This window comes from Roseovarius tolerans, from assembly GCF_900109855.1.
Taxonomy (GTDB): domain Bacteria; phylum Pseudomonadota; class Alphaproteobacteria; order Rhodobacterales; family Rhodobacteraceae; genus Roseovarius; species Roseovarius tolerans.
This window is the reverse complement of record NZ_FOBO01000001.1, coordinates 324,088-344,737: the sequence shown is the minus strand read 5'-3', so window position 1 is coordinate 344,737 and position 20,650 is coordinate 324,088. Positions and strand designations below refer to the sequence as shown.

Annotated in this window: 19 protein-coding genes and 1 tRNA gene; 9 read left to right on the top strand and 11 right to left on the bottom strand. The window is 60.2% G+C overall.

The annotated features are described in order from the left end of the window. Positions 1-2 precede the first annotated feature (2 nt). Positions 3-2,798: a BPTD_3080 family restriction endonuclease gene (locus BMX04_RS01735; protein ID WP_074784657.1), complete on the top strand. Its 2,796-nt coding sequence runs from the start codon at positions 3-5 to the stop codon at positions 2,796-2,798. A gap of 48 nt (positions 2,799-2,846) precedes the next feature. Here the strand turns inward: BMX04_RS01735 and BMX04_RS01730 are convergent, their stop codons facing one another. Together BMX04_RS01730 and BMX04_RS01725 are read right to left on the bottom strand one after the other, a co-directional pair. Next, positions 2,847-3,236, bottom strand: coding sequence for a hypothetical protein (locus BMX04_RS01730; protein WP_074784655.1), 390 nt, complete (start codon positions 3,234-3,236; stop codon positions 2,847-2,849). After that, a complete protein-coding gene (locus tag BMX04_RS01725) occupies positions 3,233-3,496 on the bottom strand; it encodes a DUF6429 family protein (protein WP_200812569.1) in 264 nt (87 codons plus the stop codon). The genes BMX04_RS01730 and BMX04_RS01725 overlap by 4 nt, the downstream gene beginning before the upstream one ends. A 509-nt stretch (positions 3,497-4,005) precedes the next feature. Here BMX04_RS01725 and BMX04_RS01720 point away from each other — a divergent pair. From BMX04_RS01720 to BMX04_RS19725, 7 genes are all read left to right on the top strand, one after another. Then, positions 4,006-5,316, top strand: a complete 1,311-nt coding sequence (locus BMX04_RS01720; RefSeq protein ID WP_082237323.1) for a tyrosine-type recombinase/integrase — start codon at positions 4,006-4,008, stop codon at positions 5,314-5,316. After that, positions 5,313-5,846, top strand: coding sequence for a hypothetical protein (locus tag BMX04_RS01715; RefSeq protein WP_074784653.1), 534 nt, complete (start codon positions 5,313-5,315; stop codon positions 5,844-5,846). Before BMX04_RS01720 ends, BMX04_RS01715 begins: the two co-directional genes overlap by 4 nt. Before the next feature lie 330 nt (positions 5,847-6,176). Further along, the gene (locus tag BMX04_RS01705; protein ID WP_074784649.1) at positions 6,177-6,362 is read left to right on the top strand and encodes a helix-turn-helix transcriptional regulator; all 186 of its coding nucleotides are present in this window, start codon (positions 6,177-6,179) and stop codon (positions 6,360-6,362) included. 1 nt (position 6,363) lies between these two features. Then, positions 6,364-6,771: a winged helix domain-containing protein gene (locus tag BMX04_RS01700; RefSeq protein ID WP_235575657.1), complete on the top strand. Its 408-nt coding sequence runs from the start codon at positions 6,364-6,366 to the stop codon at positions 6,769-6,771. Between the two features lie 91 nt (positions 6,772-6,862). Further along, positions 6,863-7,741, top strand: a complete 879-nt coding sequence (locus BMX04_RS01695; RefSeq protein ID WP_050661283.1) for a DUF7146 domain-containing protein — start codon at positions 6,863-6,865, stop codon at positions 7,739-7,741. Further along, complete coding sequence (locus tag BMX04_RS01690; RefSeq protein ID WP_083398046.1) at positions 7,738-9,240, top strand: YfjI family protein; 1,503 nt, start codon at positions 7,738-7,740, stop codon at positions 9,238-9,240. Before BMX04_RS01695 ends, BMX04_RS01690 begins: the two co-directional genes overlap by 4 nt. Before the next feature lie 305 nt (positions 9,241-9,545). Continuing rightward, a complete protein-coding gene (locus BMX04_RS19725) occupies positions 9,546-9,878 on the top strand; it encodes an HGGxSTG domain-containing protein (protein ID WP_074784647.1) in 333 nt (110 codons plus the stop codon). Here BMX04_RS19725 and BMX04_RS19295 read toward each other — a convergent pair. From BMX04_RS19295 to BMX04_RS01675, 3 genes are all read right to left on the bottom strand, one after another. After that, positions 9,813-10,070 (bottom strand): hypothetical protein, encoded by a 258-nt coding sequence (locus BMX04_RS19295; protein WP_160316343.1) that lies wholly within the window; start codon positions 10,068-10,070, stop codon positions 9,813-9,815. The genes BMX04_RS19725 and BMX04_RS19295 overlap by 66 nt on opposite strands. Before the next feature lie 85 nt (positions 10,071-10,155). Then, the gene (locus tag BMX04_RS01680; RefSeq protein WP_152911572.1) at positions 10,156-11,808 is read right to left on the bottom strand and encodes a hypothetical protein; all 1,653 of its coding nucleotides are present in this window, start codon (positions 11,806-11,808) and stop codon (positions 10,156-10,158) included. Between the two features lie 251 nt (positions 11,809-12,059). Next, positions 12,060-12,149 (bottom strand) — tRNA-Ser (locus BMX04_RS01675). 215 nt (positions 12,150-12,364) lie between these two features. Here BMX04_RS01675 and BMX04_RS01670 point away from each other — a divergent pair. Next, positions 12,365-13,435: an AI-2E family transporter gene (locus tag BMX04_RS01670; protein WP_074784717.1), complete on the top strand. Its 1,071-nt coding sequence runs from the start codon at positions 12,365-12,367 to the stop codon at positions 13,433-13,435. A 139-nt stretch (positions 13,436-13,574) separates the two neighbouring features. Here the strand turns inward: BMX04_RS01670 and BMX04_RS01665 are convergent, their stop codons facing one another. From BMX04_RS01665 to BMX04_RS01640, 6 genes are read right to left on the bottom strand one after another with little or no spacing between them, the layout of a single operon-like run. Next, positions 13,575-14,294 carry an alanyl-tRNA editing protein gene (locus BMX04_RS01665; RefSeq protein ID WP_074784645.1) on the bottom strand — a complete coding sequence of 240 codons (720 nt, stop codon included), beginning with the start codon at positions 14,292-14,294 and terminating at the stop codon, positions 13,575-13,577. Beyond that, positions 14,291-16,741 (bottom strand): DUF3772 domain-containing protein, encoded by a 2,451-nt coding sequence (locus tag BMX04_RS01660; RefSeq protein ID WP_074784643.1) that lies wholly within the window; start codon positions 16,739-16,741, stop codon positions 14,291-14,293. The genes BMX04_RS01665 and BMX04_RS01660 overlap by 4 nt, the downstream gene beginning before the upstream one ends. Further along, complete coding sequence (locus BMX04_RS01655) at positions 16,738-17,769, bottom strand: cysteine synthase A (protein WP_074784641.1); 1,032 nt, start codon at positions 17,767-17,769, stop codon at positions 16,738-16,740. The genes BMX04_RS01660 and BMX04_RS01655 overlap by 4 nt, the downstream gene beginning before the upstream one ends. A gap of 58 nt (positions 17,770-17,827) precedes the next feature. After that, a complete protein-coding gene (locus BMX04_RS01650) occupies positions 17,828-18,910 on the bottom strand; it encodes an NUDIX domain-containing protein (protein ID WP_074784715.1) in 1,083 nt (360 codons plus the stop codon). 26 nt (positions 18,911-18,936) lie between these two features. Next, complete coding sequence (locus tag BMX04_RS01645; RefSeq protein WP_074784639.1) at positions 18,937-19,395, bottom strand: TrgA family protein; 459 nt, start codon at positions 19,393-19,395, stop codon at positions 18,937-18,939. Further along, positions 19,396-20,601: an SAM-dependent methyltransferase gene (locus tag BMX04_RS01640; protein ID WP_074784637.1), complete on the bottom strand. Its 1,206-nt coding sequence runs from the start codon at positions 20,599-20,601 to the stop codon at positions 19,396-19,398. It abuts the gene before it with no gap. Between the last annotated feature and the right edge of the window lie 49 nt (positions 20,602-20,650).

Genomic DNA, 20,650 nt, shown 5'->3' with positions numbered 1-20,650 from the left:
CCATGTCCCTCATCATCAACACGCCCTTCGTCTGCCCCGCCCAGCATTGGATCGAAGCCAAAGGCGGCAAGCTGGAGATCAAGCCCGAGCGGCGGCCAGCGAGCTACGAGGTTTTCGACGCGCGCAACAACACCAAGCGGACCGAGGTGCTGGATCTGGTGAACACGATCCGCACCCGCGTCGACGCCTGGCGCGAGGCGAGTTGGCCCGGCGTGACCATCGTCACCCGCAAGCTGCTGGAGCATTGGCACGACCGTGATGCGCGCCAGTACCCGTTCTATTTCTGCCAGCTGGAAGCCATCGAGACGCTGATCTGGTGGGTCGAGGGGGCCGAAGCGTTCAAGCAGGGTATCGCGATCCCCGGCGATGGCGGAACGTGGGAGCGCCTGTGCAACAAGATGGCCACGGGCGCGGGCAAGACCACGGTGATGGCGATGATCATCACTTGGCAGGTGCTGAACGCGCTGACCTATCCGAAGCGGAACAAGGATTTCAGTCGCGCCGTGTTCATCGTGGCGCCGGGGTTGACCGTGAAGGAACGGCTTCAGGTGCTGCTGCCAAGCGAGGGCAGCTACTACGATGAGTTCAATCTGTGCCCGTCCGAGGCATTGCGGCAAAAGCTGAACCAGGCCGAAGTGCTGATCGATAACTGGCATTCGCTGATGCCGCTGAAGGAAACCGACCGCTCAGTCGTCAAGAAGGGCCGGGAATCCGACGAGGCCTACACACGGCGGGTGCTGGGCAAGCTGGCGGTGCACAAGGACATCATCGTCATCAACGACGAGGCGCACCACGCCTACCGCAAGCCGCCCGAGGTGAAGATCAGCAAGAAGCAGGCCGCCGAGCAGGGCATTGATCTGGACGAGGCGACACGCTGGATCGAGGGTCTGGACCGCATCCACAAGACCCGCCGGATTCAGCGCTGCTTTGATCTCTCGGCCACGCCGTTCGCACCGACCGGGAAGAAAAGCACCGACACCGCGCTGTTCGACTGGATCGTCTCGGACTTCGGCCTGAACGACGCGATCGAGGCCGGGCTGGTGAAGACGCCGCGCGTGGTGGTGCGCGACGATGCCCTGCCGGACGCCAAGACGCTGCGGTCCAAGCTTTACCATATCTACCGTGATCCATCGGTGTCAGAAGATCTCAACCGGGCGAAGGCAGAGCCGCACGAGCCCCTCCCGAAGCTGGTTCAGGATGCCTACACGCTCCTCGGAGCCGACTGGCGGGAGACGCAGCGGCAGTGGCGGGATGTCGGGCATCATTCCCCTCCGGTGATGTTGACGGTGTGCAACCGCACGGAAACTGCAGCCCGCATCGAGAACTACTTCAACAAGGGGGACGCCCACTGGCCGGAACTGCATGCCATCGCTCGAACACTGCGGGTGGATTCAAAAGTCCTCGACAAGGCCGAGATTGGCGAGACAGCGACGTCAGACAAGGATTACGAGGCGCGGCTGAAGGAAATCATCGAAGCGGCCGACATTCCCGAAACTCGGAAGCAGCGGTTCCTGTCCCTGAAGAAAGAAGAGCTGCTGCGTGAGATTGTGGACAATGTCGGCAAGCGTGGGGCGGCTGGCCAGGACCTGCAAAACGTTATCTCGGTCGCAATGCTCTCAGAGGGATGGGACGCCAAGAATGTGACCCATATCATGGGCTTGCGGGCATTCACGTCGCAATTGCTGTGCGAGCAAGTCGTTGGGCGAGGCCTGCGCCGGGTTTCGTACGACACCGACGAAAACGGCCTGTTCTTGCCCGAGTACGTCAACGTGTTCGGCGTGCCGCTTTCCATCTCGGAGACTGGAGAAGGCGGCGACCCGCCCCCGCCGCCGAAGCCGACCACGCAGATCGAGGTTATCCCGGATCGGGCGTACCTCGAGATCAAGTGGCCGAACGTGTTGCGTGTGGAAACCGTCGTGAAACCGGAATTGACCGTTGCCTGGGACAAGGTGCCACCTCTGGTGCTTGACCCTGCCAGCACACCGATCAGTGCGGAGCTTGCTCCGGCCCTCGGCGGCGCGACAGATATGGGCAAGGTCACCGCGATCGATCTGGAAAAGCTGCCGGATGGTTTCCGGTTGCAGCGTCTCGTCTTTCAGGCGGCCCGGAAGGCGTTTGCCGAACTGAGCCACGGTTTCTCCGGGACGCCTGAATACCTGGCTGCGCAGTTGGTCAGGATCGTCGAGACATTTTTGCAATCCGACCGCCTCGAAATCCCATCCCTGTTTCACTCCGACCCGCTCCGTCGGCGGATCCTCATCGCACTGAACATCGATCTGGTCGTCCAAAATGTCCTGAGCAACGTGACCGAGCAGAACACGGAGCGCCTGACACCTGTCTTTGACGAGGAAAATCCGATCGGCGCAACCGGTCAGATGCGAACCTGGTACACGACCAAGCCATGCTTCCCCTCAACCAAGTCTCACATCAGCCATCTGGTCGGGGATTCATCCTGGGAGGGCCATGCGGCCAATGTCTTTGAGACCCGGGATGACGTGGAAGCCTATGCCAAAAACGATCATCTCGGCTTCCAAGTCTACTACATGTGGGCAGGCTCTCGGCGGCGATACGTCCCGGACTTCCTCGTTCGTCTGTCGGGTGGCAAGCTCCTGGCCCTCGAGATCAAGGGGACCGACAGCCCGCAGAATAAGGCCAAACGCGACGCACTGAACGAATGGGTCAAAGCGATCAACGCGGCCGGAGGCTTCGGACGCTGGGAGTGGGACGTGGCGTTCAAGCCGGGTGAAGTTCAGGACATCATCACGAGGCACGCTGCCGTTGCCGAGCCAGCAGAGTAGAGCGGACAAGACTTTCTGGGACACACGATCGGCCCAAGCGCATCCTGACTATACCGGCCGGTCGGGTTCTTCGTTTTCGCTGATCACCGCCAGCAGGGCATCATCCAGCTTCGGATCGTCCCATGTTCCGGAAATCGCCAGCCAGCGATCGAGGTGGCCACGAAACTGCGGATCGTCCCGGTTCATATGGAACGTGTAGAGCCGGTCGACGATCTGCCGCATCAGGTCGCGCATCGCGTCATTGTCGATGTGACTGACATCGGTCCACACCATCCGGCGGCCGTCTGCGTCGGTCACAAAGACATCGGAAAAGTCGCCAGTGCGGGTAACCGGGACAGTCCCGGCATGAAGATCCTCAATGCCGGTGTTGCGTACACAGATCATCGCCATCAACTTGGCCAGCCTGGCAGCGATGCGTTCCTCATCCGCTTCCTTCATGGATCAGTGCCTTGCGAGCCATCGCGCCGCTTCGCAAACACCGCAGCCAGAACCGCTTCGGCGCGTGCAAGCCCGTCCTCGGTCAGCATCAGGGACTTTGCCTTGCCGACAGGATCAGCGATCAACCCTTTGGCATGAAGCCGGTCAGTGACGGCCCAGTCGAGGCCCTTCCAAACGCGATTTCCGTCATGCAGTGACAGGCAGAGGATCGCCAGCGCGGCGTCGTCAAGCTTATCAGTATCGAGCTCCAGTTCCGGCATTTTTCAAACCCTCCCCAAGCAGCATGGAGGTTCGTGGAAAATTCCTCAATGGCACAAGGGGCTTGCGAGTGTATCGAGATGACAGGAAAGTTCGATTTCGGTCCGTTTAAGGACCCGCGACCGACGTCGAAGTGTTCAGGTTGAGCGAGATTTAACCCAAACAATTTCAACAGTTTACAGGCTTTACACCAAATCCGCGCAGTCGAGAGGTCCGGAGAATATCGGCCTGGAGAGAACGTCTTTGCCAATAATGGCACCAAGGCCAGTGCTCAGCCCAAGCCACATAACCCTTGAATATAACGGAAAAATTCGGCCGCTAACTGAGATGGAGAACAGTTTCTCTAGGGCAAGTGGCGGAGAGACAGCCCGCCATCATACATTCCGACCACGTCCCAGAACTTCCACTATAACACTGTATTGTTGTTATTATTGACATTTAACTACCGAGTCGGTCTTGCAATGTCCGCATGGTTCTCTCACATCTAGGGGGAAGGATAGGGGGAAGTGACATGCCGAATGGAGCAACGCGACGGGCAAGCAAGGCATTATCCGCGGCGATGGTGCGCGCAGTGCAGGAGCCGGGCAAATATCACGATGGTGGGGGCACCGGCCTTTACTTGCGGGTTGATCCAAACGGTTCCCGATTTTGGGTGCAGCGCGTCACGATACACGGCAAGCGGTGCGAATTGGGGCTGGGAAGCCCGCCTCTAGTCCCACTGGCCGAGGCGCGAGACAAGGCGACTGATAACAAACGCATTGTGCGAGCCGGTGGCGATCCATTGTCGGAAAAGCGGGCGACACGCAGCACCCTGACCTTTTCCGAGGCCGTGGAGCAATATCTGGAAGGAAAGATGGCCGAGTTTCGTAACGAAAAGCACTGTAAGCAATGGCGGGCAACACTTAGCACTTATGCCATGCCAAAGATTGGCCGGATGCAGGTTGAGACTATCGAGGTTCGCGACGTGCTACGCGTCCTGGAGCCAATCTGGACAACGAAAACCGAAACAGCCTCCCGCCTGCGTGGGCGTATTGAAAACGTGATGTCATGGGCAGCTGTCGCAGGATACCGAACCGGCGACAATCCTGCCCGGTGGAAAGGAAACCTTGCTGAGATCCTGCCCAAACCGTCGAAGGTAACTAAGGGTGGCAATCATCCTGCACTGGCGCTGGTCGACGCTCCAGAATGGTGGCGCAGCCTTGCCCGGCGCGAAGGCATGGCCGCACAGGCGTTGCAATTCCTTACTCTGACAACAGCCCGCTCTGGCGAGGTGCGTGGCATGGCGTGGGATGAGTTGGACTTAGGCACCGATGATGGATCTGATGCGCGTGCCATTGCGACAACTGCGACTTGGACGATACCAGCGACACGGATGAAGGGTGAGCGTGAACACCGCGTGGCCCTGACACCGCAAGCCGTGGCAATCCTGCGCGCGCTGCCCCGACTGGATGGCAATCCCTATGTCTTCTTTGCTCCCCGTGGCGGAATGTTGTCAGATATGTCTATTTCCGCTGTCATGCGCCGGATGCAGGAAAGCGAAGTGAAGGCAGGTCGCGCGGGCTTTGTGGATCCGCGCAATAAGCGAGCCGCTGTGCCGCATGGGCTACGTTCTACCTTCCGGCAATGGGCGGCCGAGCAAGGATACCCGCGCGACATGGCCGAAATTGCGCTGGCGCATTTTATCGGCTCCGAAGTGGAGCGTGCCTATCAGCGTTCCGACATGCTCGAACGGCGGCGGGCAATGATGGCCGATTGGGCTGGGTTCCTGCGTGGCGAGGCTGCACAGGGTGACGCCGTAGTGAAGTTGGGAGCTGCGGGATGACCATGCATGAAGCGACCCGCAAAGCTCTCCAAGAATATGTCGATGGCAAAGCTCAACACCCGAACATGAATCCTAACACAAAACGCGCGATTGGGGTGTTACTATATGTAGAAGAAAACAAGTCAGAGCTAGACGCATTAATTGCGGCACAGGAAGGTGATCCAACCAAACTCGCTGAACTGGTCGAAGCGAAGGGTCAACTGCATACAGCAGACGGACGGGCCTACGTCGCTGCACGCCTTCGAGGTGAACAGAGAACGAGGAAGCCCGCAATTGACAATACCTATCGAAGAATTCGTTTGTGGCAACGGGTGACGGACATAATGTATGAGGACGGGACAACGCAGACAGATGCGTTATACCGTTGCCTTGAAGACAAAACCGAGTTCGGTGGCTATCAAGGTTCGTTCGAAACGATCCGTTCTGACTTCAAAAGAGGTCGCGACGATTTCCGCAAAGTTTTGGAAGACCATGGCTTCAAGACAGGGCCGGCATTGCAGAAGAAGCAGATCAGGAAGGGGAAAAAATGAGAATGATAAAATTCGTACTCGCGGTGGTACTGATCGGTGGCTGCGCTCCGTCTGAGCCTTTGCGCAATCAGTGCGGCATGGAGCTTAGGCTTGGGCTTACCGTTCGCGATCAAGCATATAACGAGGCTTTGGATCGGATTTGTTTTGAGCAACTTGCGCGGGAGCGCGGTCAATCCGTGACGCGGTGCATGGAAACGCGAAATGGTCTCATCTGCGCATCAGATTAAACGCCGTGCCGGTGCAAATACATCCCCATATTTGCCCCAGACAAAGGCAATAAGTTTCTGCCAACTTCCTAGCGTACCCAATACGCCATAGGAGGAACTAAACATGACCGAAACACTACTGCGTCGCCCCGAGGTCGAAGCTCGCACTGGGCTTTCTCGCTCGACCATTTACGACTGGATGAAACGTGGAGGATTCCCCCAGCCCGTAAAACTGGGCGCGCGCCTCGTGGCATGGCGCGAAAGCGATATTGCTGCATGGCTCGAAAGCCGTGAAACACGGGTCACTTGATATGGGCGGCACAAACGAAATGGCCCGGAACCTGTTGGCGCAGGAACCGGGCCGGGTAGATTGCCAAGCGCTAGCGGCTGACACCCAAATCATAGCACAACGCAAACCAGCACGCCACAACGGCGGCACGTCCTACTCTGTCACAACAACCGATGGCGTCGCTTTCGCCATTCTTGTTTCTGGCCGTGTGCGCTGGGCGCTCGACCAGTTGCTTGAGGCGGGCACAACAGGCTGTACGACTATCCACAATTCTGCACCGCGTTGGAGCGCATATATCTTTGACCTTCGCGGCATCGGCGTTGAAGTCGAAACAATCACCGAAACGCACGCAGGCGACTTTCCGGGGCATCATGCAAAATACGTTTTGCGCTCTGGCGTGTCCCTTGGCCGGATTGGGGGTGCGGTATGAAGAGATTGCAAATCGCCTTCCTGATGCGCGCTCACGGGCTGAACGAGGCGCAGGCAAATGCTTTGGCCGCCCTGATTTGGGGGGCGACGTAATGATGGATGCAAAACACATAACGCAAAGACTGTGCGGGAAATGGTATGGCCGCTACGGCTGCGCACCCTGCCCGGTGTGCCAGTTCGAAGGCCACAAATCGCAGAATGCGCTCACTTTGGCCGATGGCACTGGCGGCAAGCTATTGTTGAATTGCAAGAAGGCCGGTTGCGACTATCGCGACATTGCGACAGCGGCGGGCATCACGCAGGGCACCTACACGCCGCCGGATCCGGCAATCTCTGCTCAGCGCGCAGCAGAACAGCGCAGGGCTGACGCAAAGCGTGCGCAGCAGGCGCACCGCCTGTGGATGGGCGCGCAGTCCGTCCTAGGCACAGTTGCGGAAAGCTATTTGAGGGGGCGGGGTATTACCTGCCCCCTTCCTAAAACTCTGCGCTTTGATCCGCAATGTTGGCACGCAACCGCCAAAACATTTCCGGCGTTGGTGGCGCTCGTAGAGGGTGGCGCAGGCTTCGCAGTGCATCGCACCTATCTACGCTGTGATGGCAGCGGCAAGGCCGATGTGACGCCATCCAAGGCGATGCTGGGCGCGGTGTGCGGCGGCGCTGTACGCCTGTCTGATGGGCCACAGACGCTTGCGGTGGCAGAAGGCATCGAAACCGCGCTGAGCCTGTCTAGCGGGCTATTGCGCGCCCCTGCGACTGTTTGGGCGGCGCTGTCCACATCGGGGATACGCGGGCTGCATTTACCGGACGAACCGGGGCGATTGACCATTGCAGCTGATGGCGATGCAGCAGGCCGCACAGCGGCGCAGGCTTTGGCGACGCGGGCGCACGGTATTGGGTGGCAGGTATCACTGCTGCCTGCCCCTGACGGGCGCGATTGGAATGACATTTTGACCGGAAAGGACGCGGCATGATGCACGTTCACGCAACAGAAACACCCTTCAACCCCGAAGCTCCGCAACCGCTGGTGCGCGAAACCGCTGCCGGTGCCGCGTATCCTGTTGAAGCACTCGGGCCGTTGCGCGACGCGGTAGAAGCCGTGCAGGGCATGACGCAAGCCCCTGTCGCCATCCCAGCGGCATCGGCTCTCACCGTGGCATCGCTGGCAGTGCAAGGCTTTGCCAATGTGGAGACGCTGGGCGGCATGCGCCCTTTATCGATTTACGCCCTGACCATCGCTCGAAGCGGTGAACGTAAATCAGCGTGCGACGCCCCGCTAATGGCTCCACTGCGCGACCACGAAAAAGAACGGGCCAAAGCTCAGCGCGAAGAAATGCAAAGCTGGACCAATGCGCACGCGCTGTGGAAAGGCGAACGCGACCACATTTTAATGGAAGCTAAAAAGGGCAAAGGCGAAAAGCGCACGGCGGCGCAAGCTGACCTTGAAGCGCTCGGGCCGGAACCCGAAGCGCCCGCATCGGCTGATAGGACAGTGACAGAACCGACCTTTGAAGGGCTGACCAAGCTATTTGCGCATGGAAACCCCAGCCTTGGGCTTTTCTCGGATGAAGGCGGGCAGTTTCTGGGCGGGCACGCCATGAATAGTGAAAACAGACAAAAGACGCTGGCCGCGTTCAATGACCTTTGGCAAGGCAACCCAATTCGGCGCACGCGCTCAGGGGATGGGCACTCGACGTTATACGGGCGGCGGCTGGCAGTACACCTGATGGTGCAACCAACCGTCGCGCTGGGCTTCATGGCGGACCCGCTGGCGGCTGACACAGGCTTTCTGCCCCGTTTCCTGATGTGTGAACCGCCCAGCGCAATCGGAACCCGAATGCAAGCCAACACAAAGCGCGATGATATGGCGATGGCGAACTTCTCAGGACGGCTGCGCGACATCCTCGATACAACACCGCCCATCGACCTGGAAACCCGCGAACTGCAACCGCGCATCCTTAATTTGACCCCCGGTGCCCGCGCGCAATTGTCTGCATTTTCGGACGTCATAGAAACCGCACAAGCGCCCGGCGGTGACTTGGCCCATATCTCAGGCACGGCATCCAAAACAGCGGAACAGGCTGCGCGCATCGCTGGTGTGCTGACCCTCTGGCGTGACCTGTATGCCCCAGAAGTGCAGGTTAGCGAAATGAACGATGCAATCTTGCTGGCGCAGTACTACCTTGCCGAAGCTTCACGGCTTTCCAGCGCTGCGCTTGTTTCCGCTGAAATCGACAACGCCGAAAAGCTGCGGCTGTGGCTTCTGACAAACTGGACTGAACCCGATGTGCTAGTGCGCGATGTCGTCCGGTTGGGGCCGAATGCATTGCGCGAAAGCCCAAAGGCAAGGGCTGCGCTGGAAATGCTTGAAAAGCACGGATGGCTAGTGCGTCTTGAAGCGGGAACAGTGGTCCGCGGATCCGCTCGAGTTGAAAGTTGGCGCATCGTAAGTGGGACGGGCCATGTGGTTTAATCCTCACGCCAAACTAGTAGAAATCGCGGAGCAACCCCCTGCGACTTCCGCGACAACTGCGACACAAGCCCCAGCTGCGCGCCCAATGTCGCAAGTGTCGCGACTGTCGCAACCCCTCTACTCCCAGAAACCCGCTTTTCGTGTCGCGGAAGTCGCAAGTGTCGCAGCCCCCTAGCGCCAAAACCAGAACCGCAGCCTAGGCCCCACTTTTGACAAATACCGAGCTTGTAGTGGGGCGCAGGATTTTGGAGCGGCATGGGCCAGACGGGCGGGATAGGTTGGCATAAGCTGGACGAGGGATTAAGATGAAAAGTAGAGATTTGGACCGCAAGTTTATCCCCGACATCGCGCGCGCGCGGGGTGGGGTATTAGAGCCGCCATCAACTCTATCGCCTTTGAGTGCCATCGTTTGCGGAGCCAAAACTCGGAAGGGAAAGCCCTGCCAAGCAAAGGCCATACCGGGCAAAACGCGATGCAAGTTTCACGGTGGTGCCAGCACCGGACCGCGGACGGACGACGGGAAGGCCCGCATCGCAGAAGCGCAACGCCGGCGGTGGGCCGCGCACAAAGCCTCAAAGAAAAAGACCCAGAAACTTGTTGGTACCAAAACCCAAGCCATAAAGAACTGCTGCGAGTAGTGCTTGCAATGGCAACGATGAAAGTAGAAAATCCCGGTAACTCACCCCCATTTCGCGCAGCCTTTCCACTCGCTCCGGTGGGGTATGCATTCCAATAAAGGTGTTCACGACCGCCAATGGCACTGCGAACCAAATGGAGTATTGCATGAACCCCAAGGCGATCAGTGCGATAAGTGATAGAGTTCCGATCACAATATTTCCACTCTCAAATCCGCCTACTTAGCAGGGCTCGGCTTGCTTGCAGCGACCGCCGCAGAGTTCCTCCAAAAATCATTATTCAACTCGACTGCGGCCGGAGTTCAGTGCAGCGCTCGCCTGCATACTTTCGGGCTGAGAAATTCGGCTGGTTCGATATGGGCGGCAGGCCTTTAATCCACGGGTCGTCGCCAAACGATACATAGCTCTCAAACATCTCATCGGCCGACTTGGCATCATTGGCCTCGAGGAAATCATCGACGATTTTCCGGCAGGCTGTAACTGCCGCATCGTAGCTGTCGAATGTCCCGAGGACGTATCGCTCGTCCTCATCCATGTAGTGGAAATTGTCGTCAACGTAGACGGTCCAAGCGCCCTTTGGATTGTGGAGCAATTCATGCTCGCTGAGGTCGGCGTGTTCTGCCCGAGTTTCGGTGCGTCCTCTGTTCTCTAGAACTTTTCGTTGAAGGTGCATCCAATTCACTTCGTGGACAAGTTCCAACGGGTCCGCATCGTCGTCTCGAACACGGTAAATCGTTGCGTTTCCCGGATAGTCGTTGAAGTGCCATTCCATGACCCCACCGGGCGCTTCGTCACGAACTATCACCGGAAAACCCAACAATAGCCCAGCCCATGCTGCGGCGTGAAGTCGCGCAGTTTTTTCTGCACCGTCAGGTAGCTTGGCCTTAAGCTGGACGATCTGGCTCGGCTGCACCGCGTGCTGAGCAAGCCTTACAAATTGCGCAGTACATGCTGGTGAATGTGTGCCATTTCTTTCAAACAAAAGGTTTTGGATGTCTTGGGCTGCCAGTCTTACAGCGTCACTCAGTACGGATCTTTGGAACAACTGTGTCCAGAAATCTTCCGCTATTGAATAGAAAAAGATCCGCCCTTGGTGCTCAACATAGTATCCCTCCGTTAAGCCAAAGACCGCAGCGTTGCTTAGGATTTCTTGCAGATTAACTTTGCGTTCCGATGTAATCATATCGTCGACCTGAGAAGTTAGTTCACGCATTCTCTCTGGTTTGATGTTCTGAAATGTCTCTCGCAGCTTTTCAGGGTCCATACCTGCCCTTCGACCGCCTTCGAGCAATCCATCCAAGTATTGATTGCCCTCAGGTTCTGATGATCTGTACGAGCTTAATCCTAGCGATTTCCAAGCCTCAGGATTTCTTGCCTCCAGATTCTGCATGATTTTTTTCTTTGCAATGCGAACAATCTCACTGGCTTCTGAATCGCCAAGGCCAAATTTCTCTTCCAGTTCGCTCTTCGCCTGATAGGGGTATGCGTCACTCCTTAATGCTATAATGGCGTACTCGAGAGGGTCGCCATTAGGACCCCCATTCACAGTTGTGAGACCCGCGAAGCCAGAAGTCGCGGCGCTCTCTGGGGGCCTGAAGCTTTTGTTTTCTTGAACAGGAATGGCTGTGCCCAAGAAATGATCGAGGTATATTTCCCATCCCTCGTTTGGTGTGAAAATCTTATCAAAGGGGAGTAACCGTTTGCTAGCACTCCCAAATTGGGATGCGAACGCTTTGCGTGCCTTCAAGTCTGCGTCGTATTCGCGCCGGAGGCTCCGGTTCATTTCCAGCGCATCCCCGATAATCATTGAAGGCAAGGGCTCACCCGAGCGAAGGTAAATCAGATAACCACTGCTGGTTTCGAGATTATCCTTATGTGCAGACGGAAATGGGGATGCAGACGTTAGTCCTGCTTCGATGGAGTTCTCTTCCAAATCCAATAGATGCCTGCAAGCCAAGTGATTTTGCGTTGCTAACTTAACTTGTTCTTTCCATTTTCGCTTTTTCAGAAAACCAAAAATGCTAAATCCCTCCGCTCAATGCGATCGCAAATTAGCATGTTGATGTAGGTATGTCATCCGGAACGTTCCGAGAGGATCTCGGTCGTTGCGGGGGAAGGATTGGGGGAAGTAAATCCTCACCAATCAAATAAAACTAACTATATCAATGGGATACGCAGTCTTTATGGCGGAGAGAGAGGGATTCGAACCCTCGAGACGGTTTCCCGCCTACACACTTTCCAGGCGTGCGCCTTCGACCACTCGGCCACCTCTCCGTTGCGCGGTTTCTAGACGCAGGACCGGGGGATTTGCAAGAGGCTGTCTTTCGCGATGCGGTGATGATTGTATCTTTCCCGCAATTTCCTGATACTCAGGCTGGATAATCCGTCCCACACGCAAAGATGACAGCGACGAGCCCCAAGTGACAGCCCAAAACCCGACACCGCGCACAGACCACCCGCCCGCCTCCGAATTGCAGCGCATTCGCACCGTGGCACAGATCATCATCGCCTTCGCGGTGGTGCTGTTCCTGCTGGTGCAGGCGCGCTTCCTGCTGATCTCGCTGGCCACCGCGATCATCCTGTTCAGCCTGACCTCGGACGCGATCAATTCCATCGCGCGGATGCGGGTCGGACCGGTGCGGGTGCCCAACTGGCTGGCGAGCATCGTGGCCCTGCTGATGATCTCGACTGCCCTGCTCAGCCTGACGGCGATCATATTGTCACAAGCCAATACCGTGCTCTCGACCACGCTGGCCTATACCGACCGCGCGCCGCAGGCGATTTCCGCGATGTTCAAATGGCTCGGGCCCGATGCCGAAGCGGCGGTATTCAACTCGGTGGCGACGCTCGACGTGGCGGGCTATCTGCGCACCATCGCCGGACAGGCGGGCGGCCTGATGCAGGGCACGGTGCTGGTCATTCTCTTCGTGGGCTTTCTCTTTGCCGAACGGGTCTGGTTCGGCACCAAGCTCCAAAGCCTGTTCGGCGATGCCGTGCAGGCCGAGAAAGTGAGCCGCATCATCGGCTCCATCATCCACCGTGTGAACTATTACCTGCTGGTCAAGACACTGGTGAGCGGGGTCACCGGGCTACTGGTCTACGGCATCGCGCGGTTCTTCGAGCTCGATCTGGCTGCGGCCCTCGGGATTCTGACCTTCGTGCTGAATTACATCCCCTCGATCGGCTCGATCATGGCGACGGTCCTGGTGGCGCTGGTGGCCTTCGTGCAGCTGGCGGATGGCACACTGACGCTGGCGATCTTCCTCCTGGTGGGGGCGATCCAGTTCTTCTTCGGCAATATCATCGACCCGATGCTGATGGGCCGCGCGCTGCGGGTGTCGTCCTTCGGCATCATCATCAGCCTCGCCTTCTGGGCGGCAGTCTGGGGAATACCGGGGATGTTTCTGGCGGTGCCGATCATGGTGGCCCTGATGATTGTATGCAGTCACGTGCCGGGCCTGCGCGCCGTCGCGGTGCTTTTGTCACGCGAAGGCTTGCCGGAAACCGACTCCGATCTCGACATCGCGCTGCCCAAGGCCCAGCGGCGGCGGGCGGGCTGAGCGGGGCTGTCGTTGCAAGACGCCAGGATTGAGGGGTTTGAGCGGGCATCGCACTTTGCCAGAAGGTGCCGCGCGGGCAGGCTTCAAAGACGGCTCAACGCCATTCCTCACCCCTCCTAAAAACGGCCGCACCACGCCCCTACCCGTCCAGATGCAGATAGACACGGCGGTTCTGACGCCCCTTCTTCTCGATCTTCCCCAGGCGCAGCGCACCGATTTCGCCGGTGCGCGCCACATGGGTGCCGCCGCAGGGTTGCAGATCGACCTCGCGCTCGCCCTGCCCGATCCGGATGAGCCGGACCTGGCCTGCCCCCTTGGGCGGGCGCACCGACATGGTCTTGACCAGCCCCGGATTGGCGTCGAGATCGGCATCGGTGATCCAGTCTTCGGTCACCGCCAGATCACGGTCCACCAGAAGATTGAGATACTCTTCCAGCGTGTCGCGGTCCTCGGGAGCCTCGGCCATGTCGAAATCCAGCCGCGACCGCGTCTCGCCCACGGCCCCGCCGGTGACCGGCAGCGGAATGACCACCGACAGAAGATGCAGCGCGGTGTGCATCCGCATATGCCGGTGCCGCCGCTCCCAGTCGAGATGCTGGCGCAGGTCCGTCCCGACCGGCGGCAAGACCTGCGGCTCGGCGGGGACCAGCGCGATCTGCGCGCCCTCGCCCTTGACGCTGGTCGCCACGGTCAGACAGCCCTGCCCCCAATCGAGCCGTCCGCTATCGCCCGGCTGACCGCCCCCGGTAGGGTAAAAGAGCGTCCGGTCAAGCACGACGCCACCCTCGGGCGTGTGCGCCACGACACGCGCATCGGTCTCGGCCAGATAGGGATCATCAAGAAACAACCGATCCGTCATCGCCCGTCGCCCTCGCCGCCTGCCGCATCCGCGTCGAAATCGGCCTCGGTCTTCTGCACCGGGGCAGCGCTCGCAGGTGTCGCCCGCGCCGAAGGGGTGGCGGGCGCGCCCGTCTCTCCGGCCATGGCGGCGGGCATGGCATTGCGGAACCACACATCCTGTTGCGGAAAGGGGATCTCGATGCCCGCCTCGCCAAAGCGGCGGGCGATTTCGTGGTTCATGTCGGAATGCACCGTCATCACCCAGTTCACATCGCGCAGTATCGCCCGGATCTCGAAATCAAGCGAACTGGCGCCGAAGCCGCGAAACACGATATTGGGCGGCGGGTTCATCAGAACCATCGGATGCTCCTCGGCCACCTCCTTGAGGATCTGCTCGACCTTGCGGGTGTCGGTGCCATAGGCGACGCCGACCGGCACGATCACCCGGCCGACCGTGTTGCCGCGCGTATAGTTGGTCACCGTGCCACTCACGAAATCGGCATTCGGCACGATCACGTCGGTGCGGTCGAAGGTCTCGATCCGGGTCGAGCGCACCGAGATCGACTTTACATAGCCGTGCTGCCCGCCCACCTCGATCCAATCACCCTCGGAAATCGGCCGCTCGATCAGCAAGATGATGCCCGCGACGAAATTCGACACGATGTTCTGCAGGCCGAAACCGATACCGACGGAAAGCGCACCGGCAACGATGGCGAGCGAACTGAGATCAATGCCCGCACTGGTGATCGCGATCAGCGCAGCCAGGAAAATCCCGACATAGCCAATGCCCGACACGATGGCGTTGCGCCCGCCGGTATCGAGCTTGGTCTTGGGCAGGATCGTGTTCCTGAGCGCACCCTGCAACAGCCGCGTTGCCAGATAGCCAAGTGTGAAGACCAGCGCAAAGGTCAGAAAGATCGCCGGAGAAATCTGTGTACCGCCGAGGGAAACACCCTCGGTGAAGCGTGTCCAGAACTCCAACAGCTGCGCCGGGCGCGCGCCCCAGATCAGCGCGAAAACCGGCAGCGACAGCAGCACAAGCACAAAGCCCGCGAGAACCGGAAGCAGAGATTCCCGCGCCTTCTCGCGATTGCCGGTGATCATCACGTAAAGCTCTGTCAGCAGGCGTTGCAGAACCAGAAGCGACGCCAGCAACATGAGCGACAGCGCGGCAGGCAGCATCATCGCCTGCGCGGCCTTCACATATCCGACGGCGGCCAGAACCGGCGCCAGCAGCGCCAGCGCGGTCAACACGCGTGACAGCAATCGCGCAATGCGGTCCCGAAATCCCGCTTCAGCGTCCGCAACGCTTTCGCTCGCGCGGCTGTGCAGGTTCAGCAGGCTGGCCAATCGCCACAGCAACAGCCCGGTCAGCGCCAGCACCGGGAACACCACGACATTGGTCGCCTCTTCGCTCCAGCTTGCGCCCTCGGCCACCGCTTGAATGAAATAGAAGGCCGCGACCACAAGCCCCATGAGCGCCCCGTAAAGGCGGCCCGAATAGCGGCAGCGGTCATCAAGGTTGAGCACCGGACCACGCGGCTCATGCCTCGGGAAAACCCGCTGCGCCAACCAGCGTGCCAGAAGAAAGATGAACGCGGCAGGCAGCAGGTTGGACAACAGAAGATCGGCATGCGTCCCGGTCAGGCCCGTGGCCTGCACCGCGCGCACCAGCGCATAGACACCGGCATAGGGCAGGAACCATTCACCAAGCGAAATCAGAAACGTGCTGATCCAGCGACCGGCGCTCGGCTCTTCCTGGCTCAGTTGTCGCATCAGGCGGGTCGACCAATGCCGCCCGCGCGCCAGCAGGATAAGCCCCAGAAGCAGCCAGGCCACGACCGCCGGAAGGCTGTCATTCAGCACCGAACGCCCGACCGGGCTGTTCCATTCAAGCACGATCTCGGAGCGCACCGACTCGGCCAACCCATAAGTCGCGCGCAGCGCTTCCGGCCAATGCAGCGGATTGACCGGCATCGGCCCCAGCCGCAGCAACTCGGCCGTTTGCCGGTCACGGATCAGCTGGTCGATCCCATGAATGAGGCCATCGGCCCGGCTTCGGGCAAGATCCGCCGTGCGCACAGGTGCCTCCAGCCGGGTCAGGCGGCGATTCAGCTCCTCGCGCTGCGCGGCCACCTCGTCTGCTTCATTGCCATCCTCGGGCACAGGCCCAAGTGCAGCAAGCTGGTCGCGCACGGTCTTTATCGGGGTTGCGTTGACGCTTTGCGCGTCGATGAACTTCTGTCGGAAATCGACAAGCAGACTGCGCAAATCCTCGAGGATCTTGGTATCGACCCGACCGCTTTCCAACGCATTCTCGACCCGGTCGGCCAGCGCTTCCCAGGCCTCGTAATCAGGTCCGCCCAGCGATTGCTGCGCCTGAGCCATCGGCGCAAAGGACACCGCGCCGATGCCGCCACAGGCCAGGGCCAGAACCAGCGAGAGGAGGCGCAGAAACCGTATCACTCCGCAAACACTCCGGGAATAGAGCGCGGCGCCTGATCGAGCCAGGCAGGCGTCGGCAGACCCTTTTCGCGCAGGAACTCCGGGTTGAACAGTTTCGACTGATAGCGCGTGCCATAGTCGCACAGGATGGTGACGATGGTATGTCCCGGCCCCATCTCGCGCGCCATGCGCATCGCACCCGCCACGTTGACCCCGGTCGAGGCGCCCATGCACAGCCCCTCATGCTCGAGCAGATCAAAGACGATGGGCAGCGCCTCCTCGTCGGGGATCTGGCAGGCGAAATCGGGCGTGAACCCGTCGAGATTGGCGGTGATCCGCACCTGACCGATCCCTTCGGCGATGGACGAGCCTTCGCTCTCCAATTCGCCGCTGGTATAATACGAATAGAGCTTGGCCCCCATCGGATCGGCAATGCCGACCTTCACGCCCTTGGGCTGCAATGCCATGCCGACACCGGCCAGCGTGCCCCCCGAGCCCACGGCACAGACGAACCCGTCGACCTTGCCACCGGTCTGCTCCCAGATCTCGGAACCGGTGGTCTCGACATGCGCCTGACGGTTCGCCACATTGTCGAACTGATTGGCCCAGATCGCGCCATACGGTTCTGTTTTGGCAAGTTCATTCGCCAATCTCTCCGAATAACGGACAAAATTGTTCGGATTTGAATAGGGTGCGGCAGGCACCTGCACCAGGTCCGCCCCCGCAAGACGCAGCATGTCCTTCTTTTCCTGGCTCTGCGTTTCGGGGATGACGATCACCGTCTTGAAACCAAGCGAGGCCCCCACCAGCGCCAGCCCGATCCCGGTATTGCCCGCCGTGCCCTCGACGATCGTGCCACCCGGCTCCAGCTCACCGCGCGCAATGGCGTCGCGGATGATAAAGAGCGCAGCGCGATCCTTGACCGATTGGCCGGGGTTCAGAAACTCGCATTTCCCGAAGACATCGCAGCCGGTTTCCTCACTCGCGCGGCGCAGCCGGAGTAGCGGGGTGTTCCCGACGGCGGCGGCCAGATCCTGTGCAATGCGCATTCCCGTTGCTCCTATGCTCGGCATGTTCCCTCGGGTTTAGGCCCTCAGTTGACGGAACTCAAGCCGATGCGCGCAGCCGTGCGCGTTCCCGCTCCAGCCAGATCAGGCTCAGCACCAGCGGCCCGTTATTGGCCTCGCCACTGTGCAAGAGGGCCATCGCCCGATCGAAATCAATCACATGGCTGCGGATGTCCTCATTCTCGGTCTCCAGCCCGCCCTGTCCCTGCGCGACATCCGGCAGATCACAAAGCCCCAGGAAGAGGTGAAACACTTCGGTGGAATAACCCGGCGTGCAGTAATGCGTCGAAATCTTCTCCAGCCCGCGCAGATCGAGCCGTGCCTCCTCGCGACATTCGCGCAGGGCGGTCTCTTCCGGCGTTTCGCCCGCGTCGATACGGCCCGCCACAGGTTCCAGCATCCAGGGACGCGGATCGCCGCGCCCATAGGGGCCCATCCTGAACTGCTCGATCAGCAACACCCGGTCGCGCAGCGGATCATAGGGCAGCACAAGCGCCGCGTCGGTCGCCACGAACACCTCGCGATGCAGGACGGGGCTGAGCGTGCCGTCAAAACGCGGATGGCGCAGGTGATAGCCCCGCGTGCGAAAGAACCCGGCATGGGGCGTCTCGACACGCAGTGCCTCGACGCTGTCCGCGCCGGTGGCGCTGCGCAACTCGGCAGGCACCGCGTCGCAGGCGGCGACCCGTGCGGCGGCGCGAGACAGGATCATCGCCCGCGTGGTCGCCAGATCGGCCGCCGGACGATGCGCCATATCCTCCACGATCTCGCGCACCGCCTCGCACAGCGTCATCCGCGACGATCCCGACCAGCAATCAGCCTGCCAGGCCAGCGTGCCGGGCCGTCCGGCGAATGCGCGCGCCGGGATATCCTGCCCCTCGCAAGACAGCCGCACCTGCTGCACGGGGCCAAGACCCAACACCTCACCGATATACAGCAACCGCGCGACCGCCTCCGCATCACTGACGATCCGCCCCCGGACAGCCCCGACCCCGCCGCCGAGGCCCGGAAGGGGCAGCGATGCGGGCGCAGCGCTCAGGTCGTGATCGGGCAGCACCGCCTCCGGCACAAGGCCGGGGCGGTCAGCCCCCAAAGCCGCCGTCAGAAAATCCTGTTCTGCCATCGGCCCGTAAAGGAAAAGCGGGACGGTCATGGCCAGCGGCGCGCCACCCACTCCGAGATCACGCCGACCAGCACGCCGCCTGCCAGCAACGCACCAATCAGCGTCCCGTCAACCATGGTCAACGCGTATTCCGTCGCCAGTTCGAACATCGAGGTGATGCCCTCGACCGCGCCGTCATAGCGATTGTCGAGCGCCCGCTTTAGCATTTCGTTCAGGCTCTGCAGGAAGATCGCCCAGAACACCAGCGCTCCCAATCCGGTCAGCCCCGCGCTGAAGCCTTCGGCATAGCCGCGCCCCAGCCGCGTGCCCGTCACCCGCCAACCGCAGACCACACCAAGAACCACATTGACGTAATTGAACCAGCCGAAATTCGTGTCCTCTGGCATCAGAGGGCGAAACAATTCGGACCCGACCCAGCCCACGATGCCGAGCCCGATCGCGGCAGCCAGCTTGCCCATGGTGGGCATACGGTCGGTTACAGGCATCTATCCGGGCCTTGCGATGGTGATCTGTGTCACATCGCAACTACCCCCTTTGAAGGCCCCCGCGCAAGAGGTGAGATAGAAATTCCACATCCGGCGGAACCGCTCGTCAAAGCCCATATCGGCGATCTCGCCCCATTTATCGTTGAAGCTCTGGTGCCAGCGGCGCAACGTCTGGCTATAGCTTTCCCCGAACTCGATAGAGCCCGCGACGGTCAGACCGGCACGCTCGATCTGCTGGCGCAGGACCGTCGGGCTGGGCAGCATGCCCCCCGGAAAGATGTATTTCTGAATGAAATCAACGTCGTTACGGTAACTATCCCACCGGCTGTCCTCAACCGTGATGATCTGCAAGGTCGCCTGCGCCCCGGGGCTGAGCCGGTCGCGCAGGCTCTCGAAAAACACCGGCCAGTAGCGCTCGCCCACGGCCTCGAACATCTCGATACTGGCTATCCCGTCATAAGTGCCGCGCTCGTCGCGGTAATCCTGCAATTTCAGCGTCACCCTGTCCGACAGCCCGGCCCGGGCGATGCGTTCGCGGGCATATTTCAGTTGTTCCTCGCTGATCGTGAGGCCGGTCACGCGCAGCCCGCGCTCTCCCGCCGCATATTCCGCAAAGCCGCCCCAGCCACAGCCGATCTCCAGCACATGATCGCCGGGCTTCACCGCCATCTGATCGACCATGCTGGCATATTTCGCGATCTGCGCCTGCTCCAGACTGTTGCGGCCCTCGTCGAAAATGGCGCTGGAATAGGTCATCGTGTCATCCAGCCACAGCCGGTAGAAATCATTGCCAAGATCGTAGTGATAGCTGATGTTGCGCCGCGCCTGTGCCTTGGAGTTGCGCTTGAACCAAAAGCGGATGCGCTCGTAAAGCTGCGCGATTTTCTGGCCGGGATAGCCGTTGTAGATCCCGTCATCATCATTCAGCAGATCCATGAAGGATTGCAGGTCCGGCGTCGACCAGTCACCGTCGAGATAGGCCTCGCAAAATCCCAGATAGCCCTCGCGCACCAGCCGCGCAAACACCTCCGGGTCGTGGATCTCCAGCACCGCCACCGGGCCGGGGCGCGGCCCTTCGGCGCGAAAGATGCGGCCGTCCGGCAGCACGATATCAAGCCGCCCGGCGCTGATCTGGCGGGCCACGGCGAAAGAGCGAGCGAAATAGCGTGGCAGGTCGGTCTGGCCGGTGGTGTCGGTCAGGATCATGCGGTTGGTTCCTCGTGTGTCATCGTCAAGGCTAAGGGCGTCGGCCCCG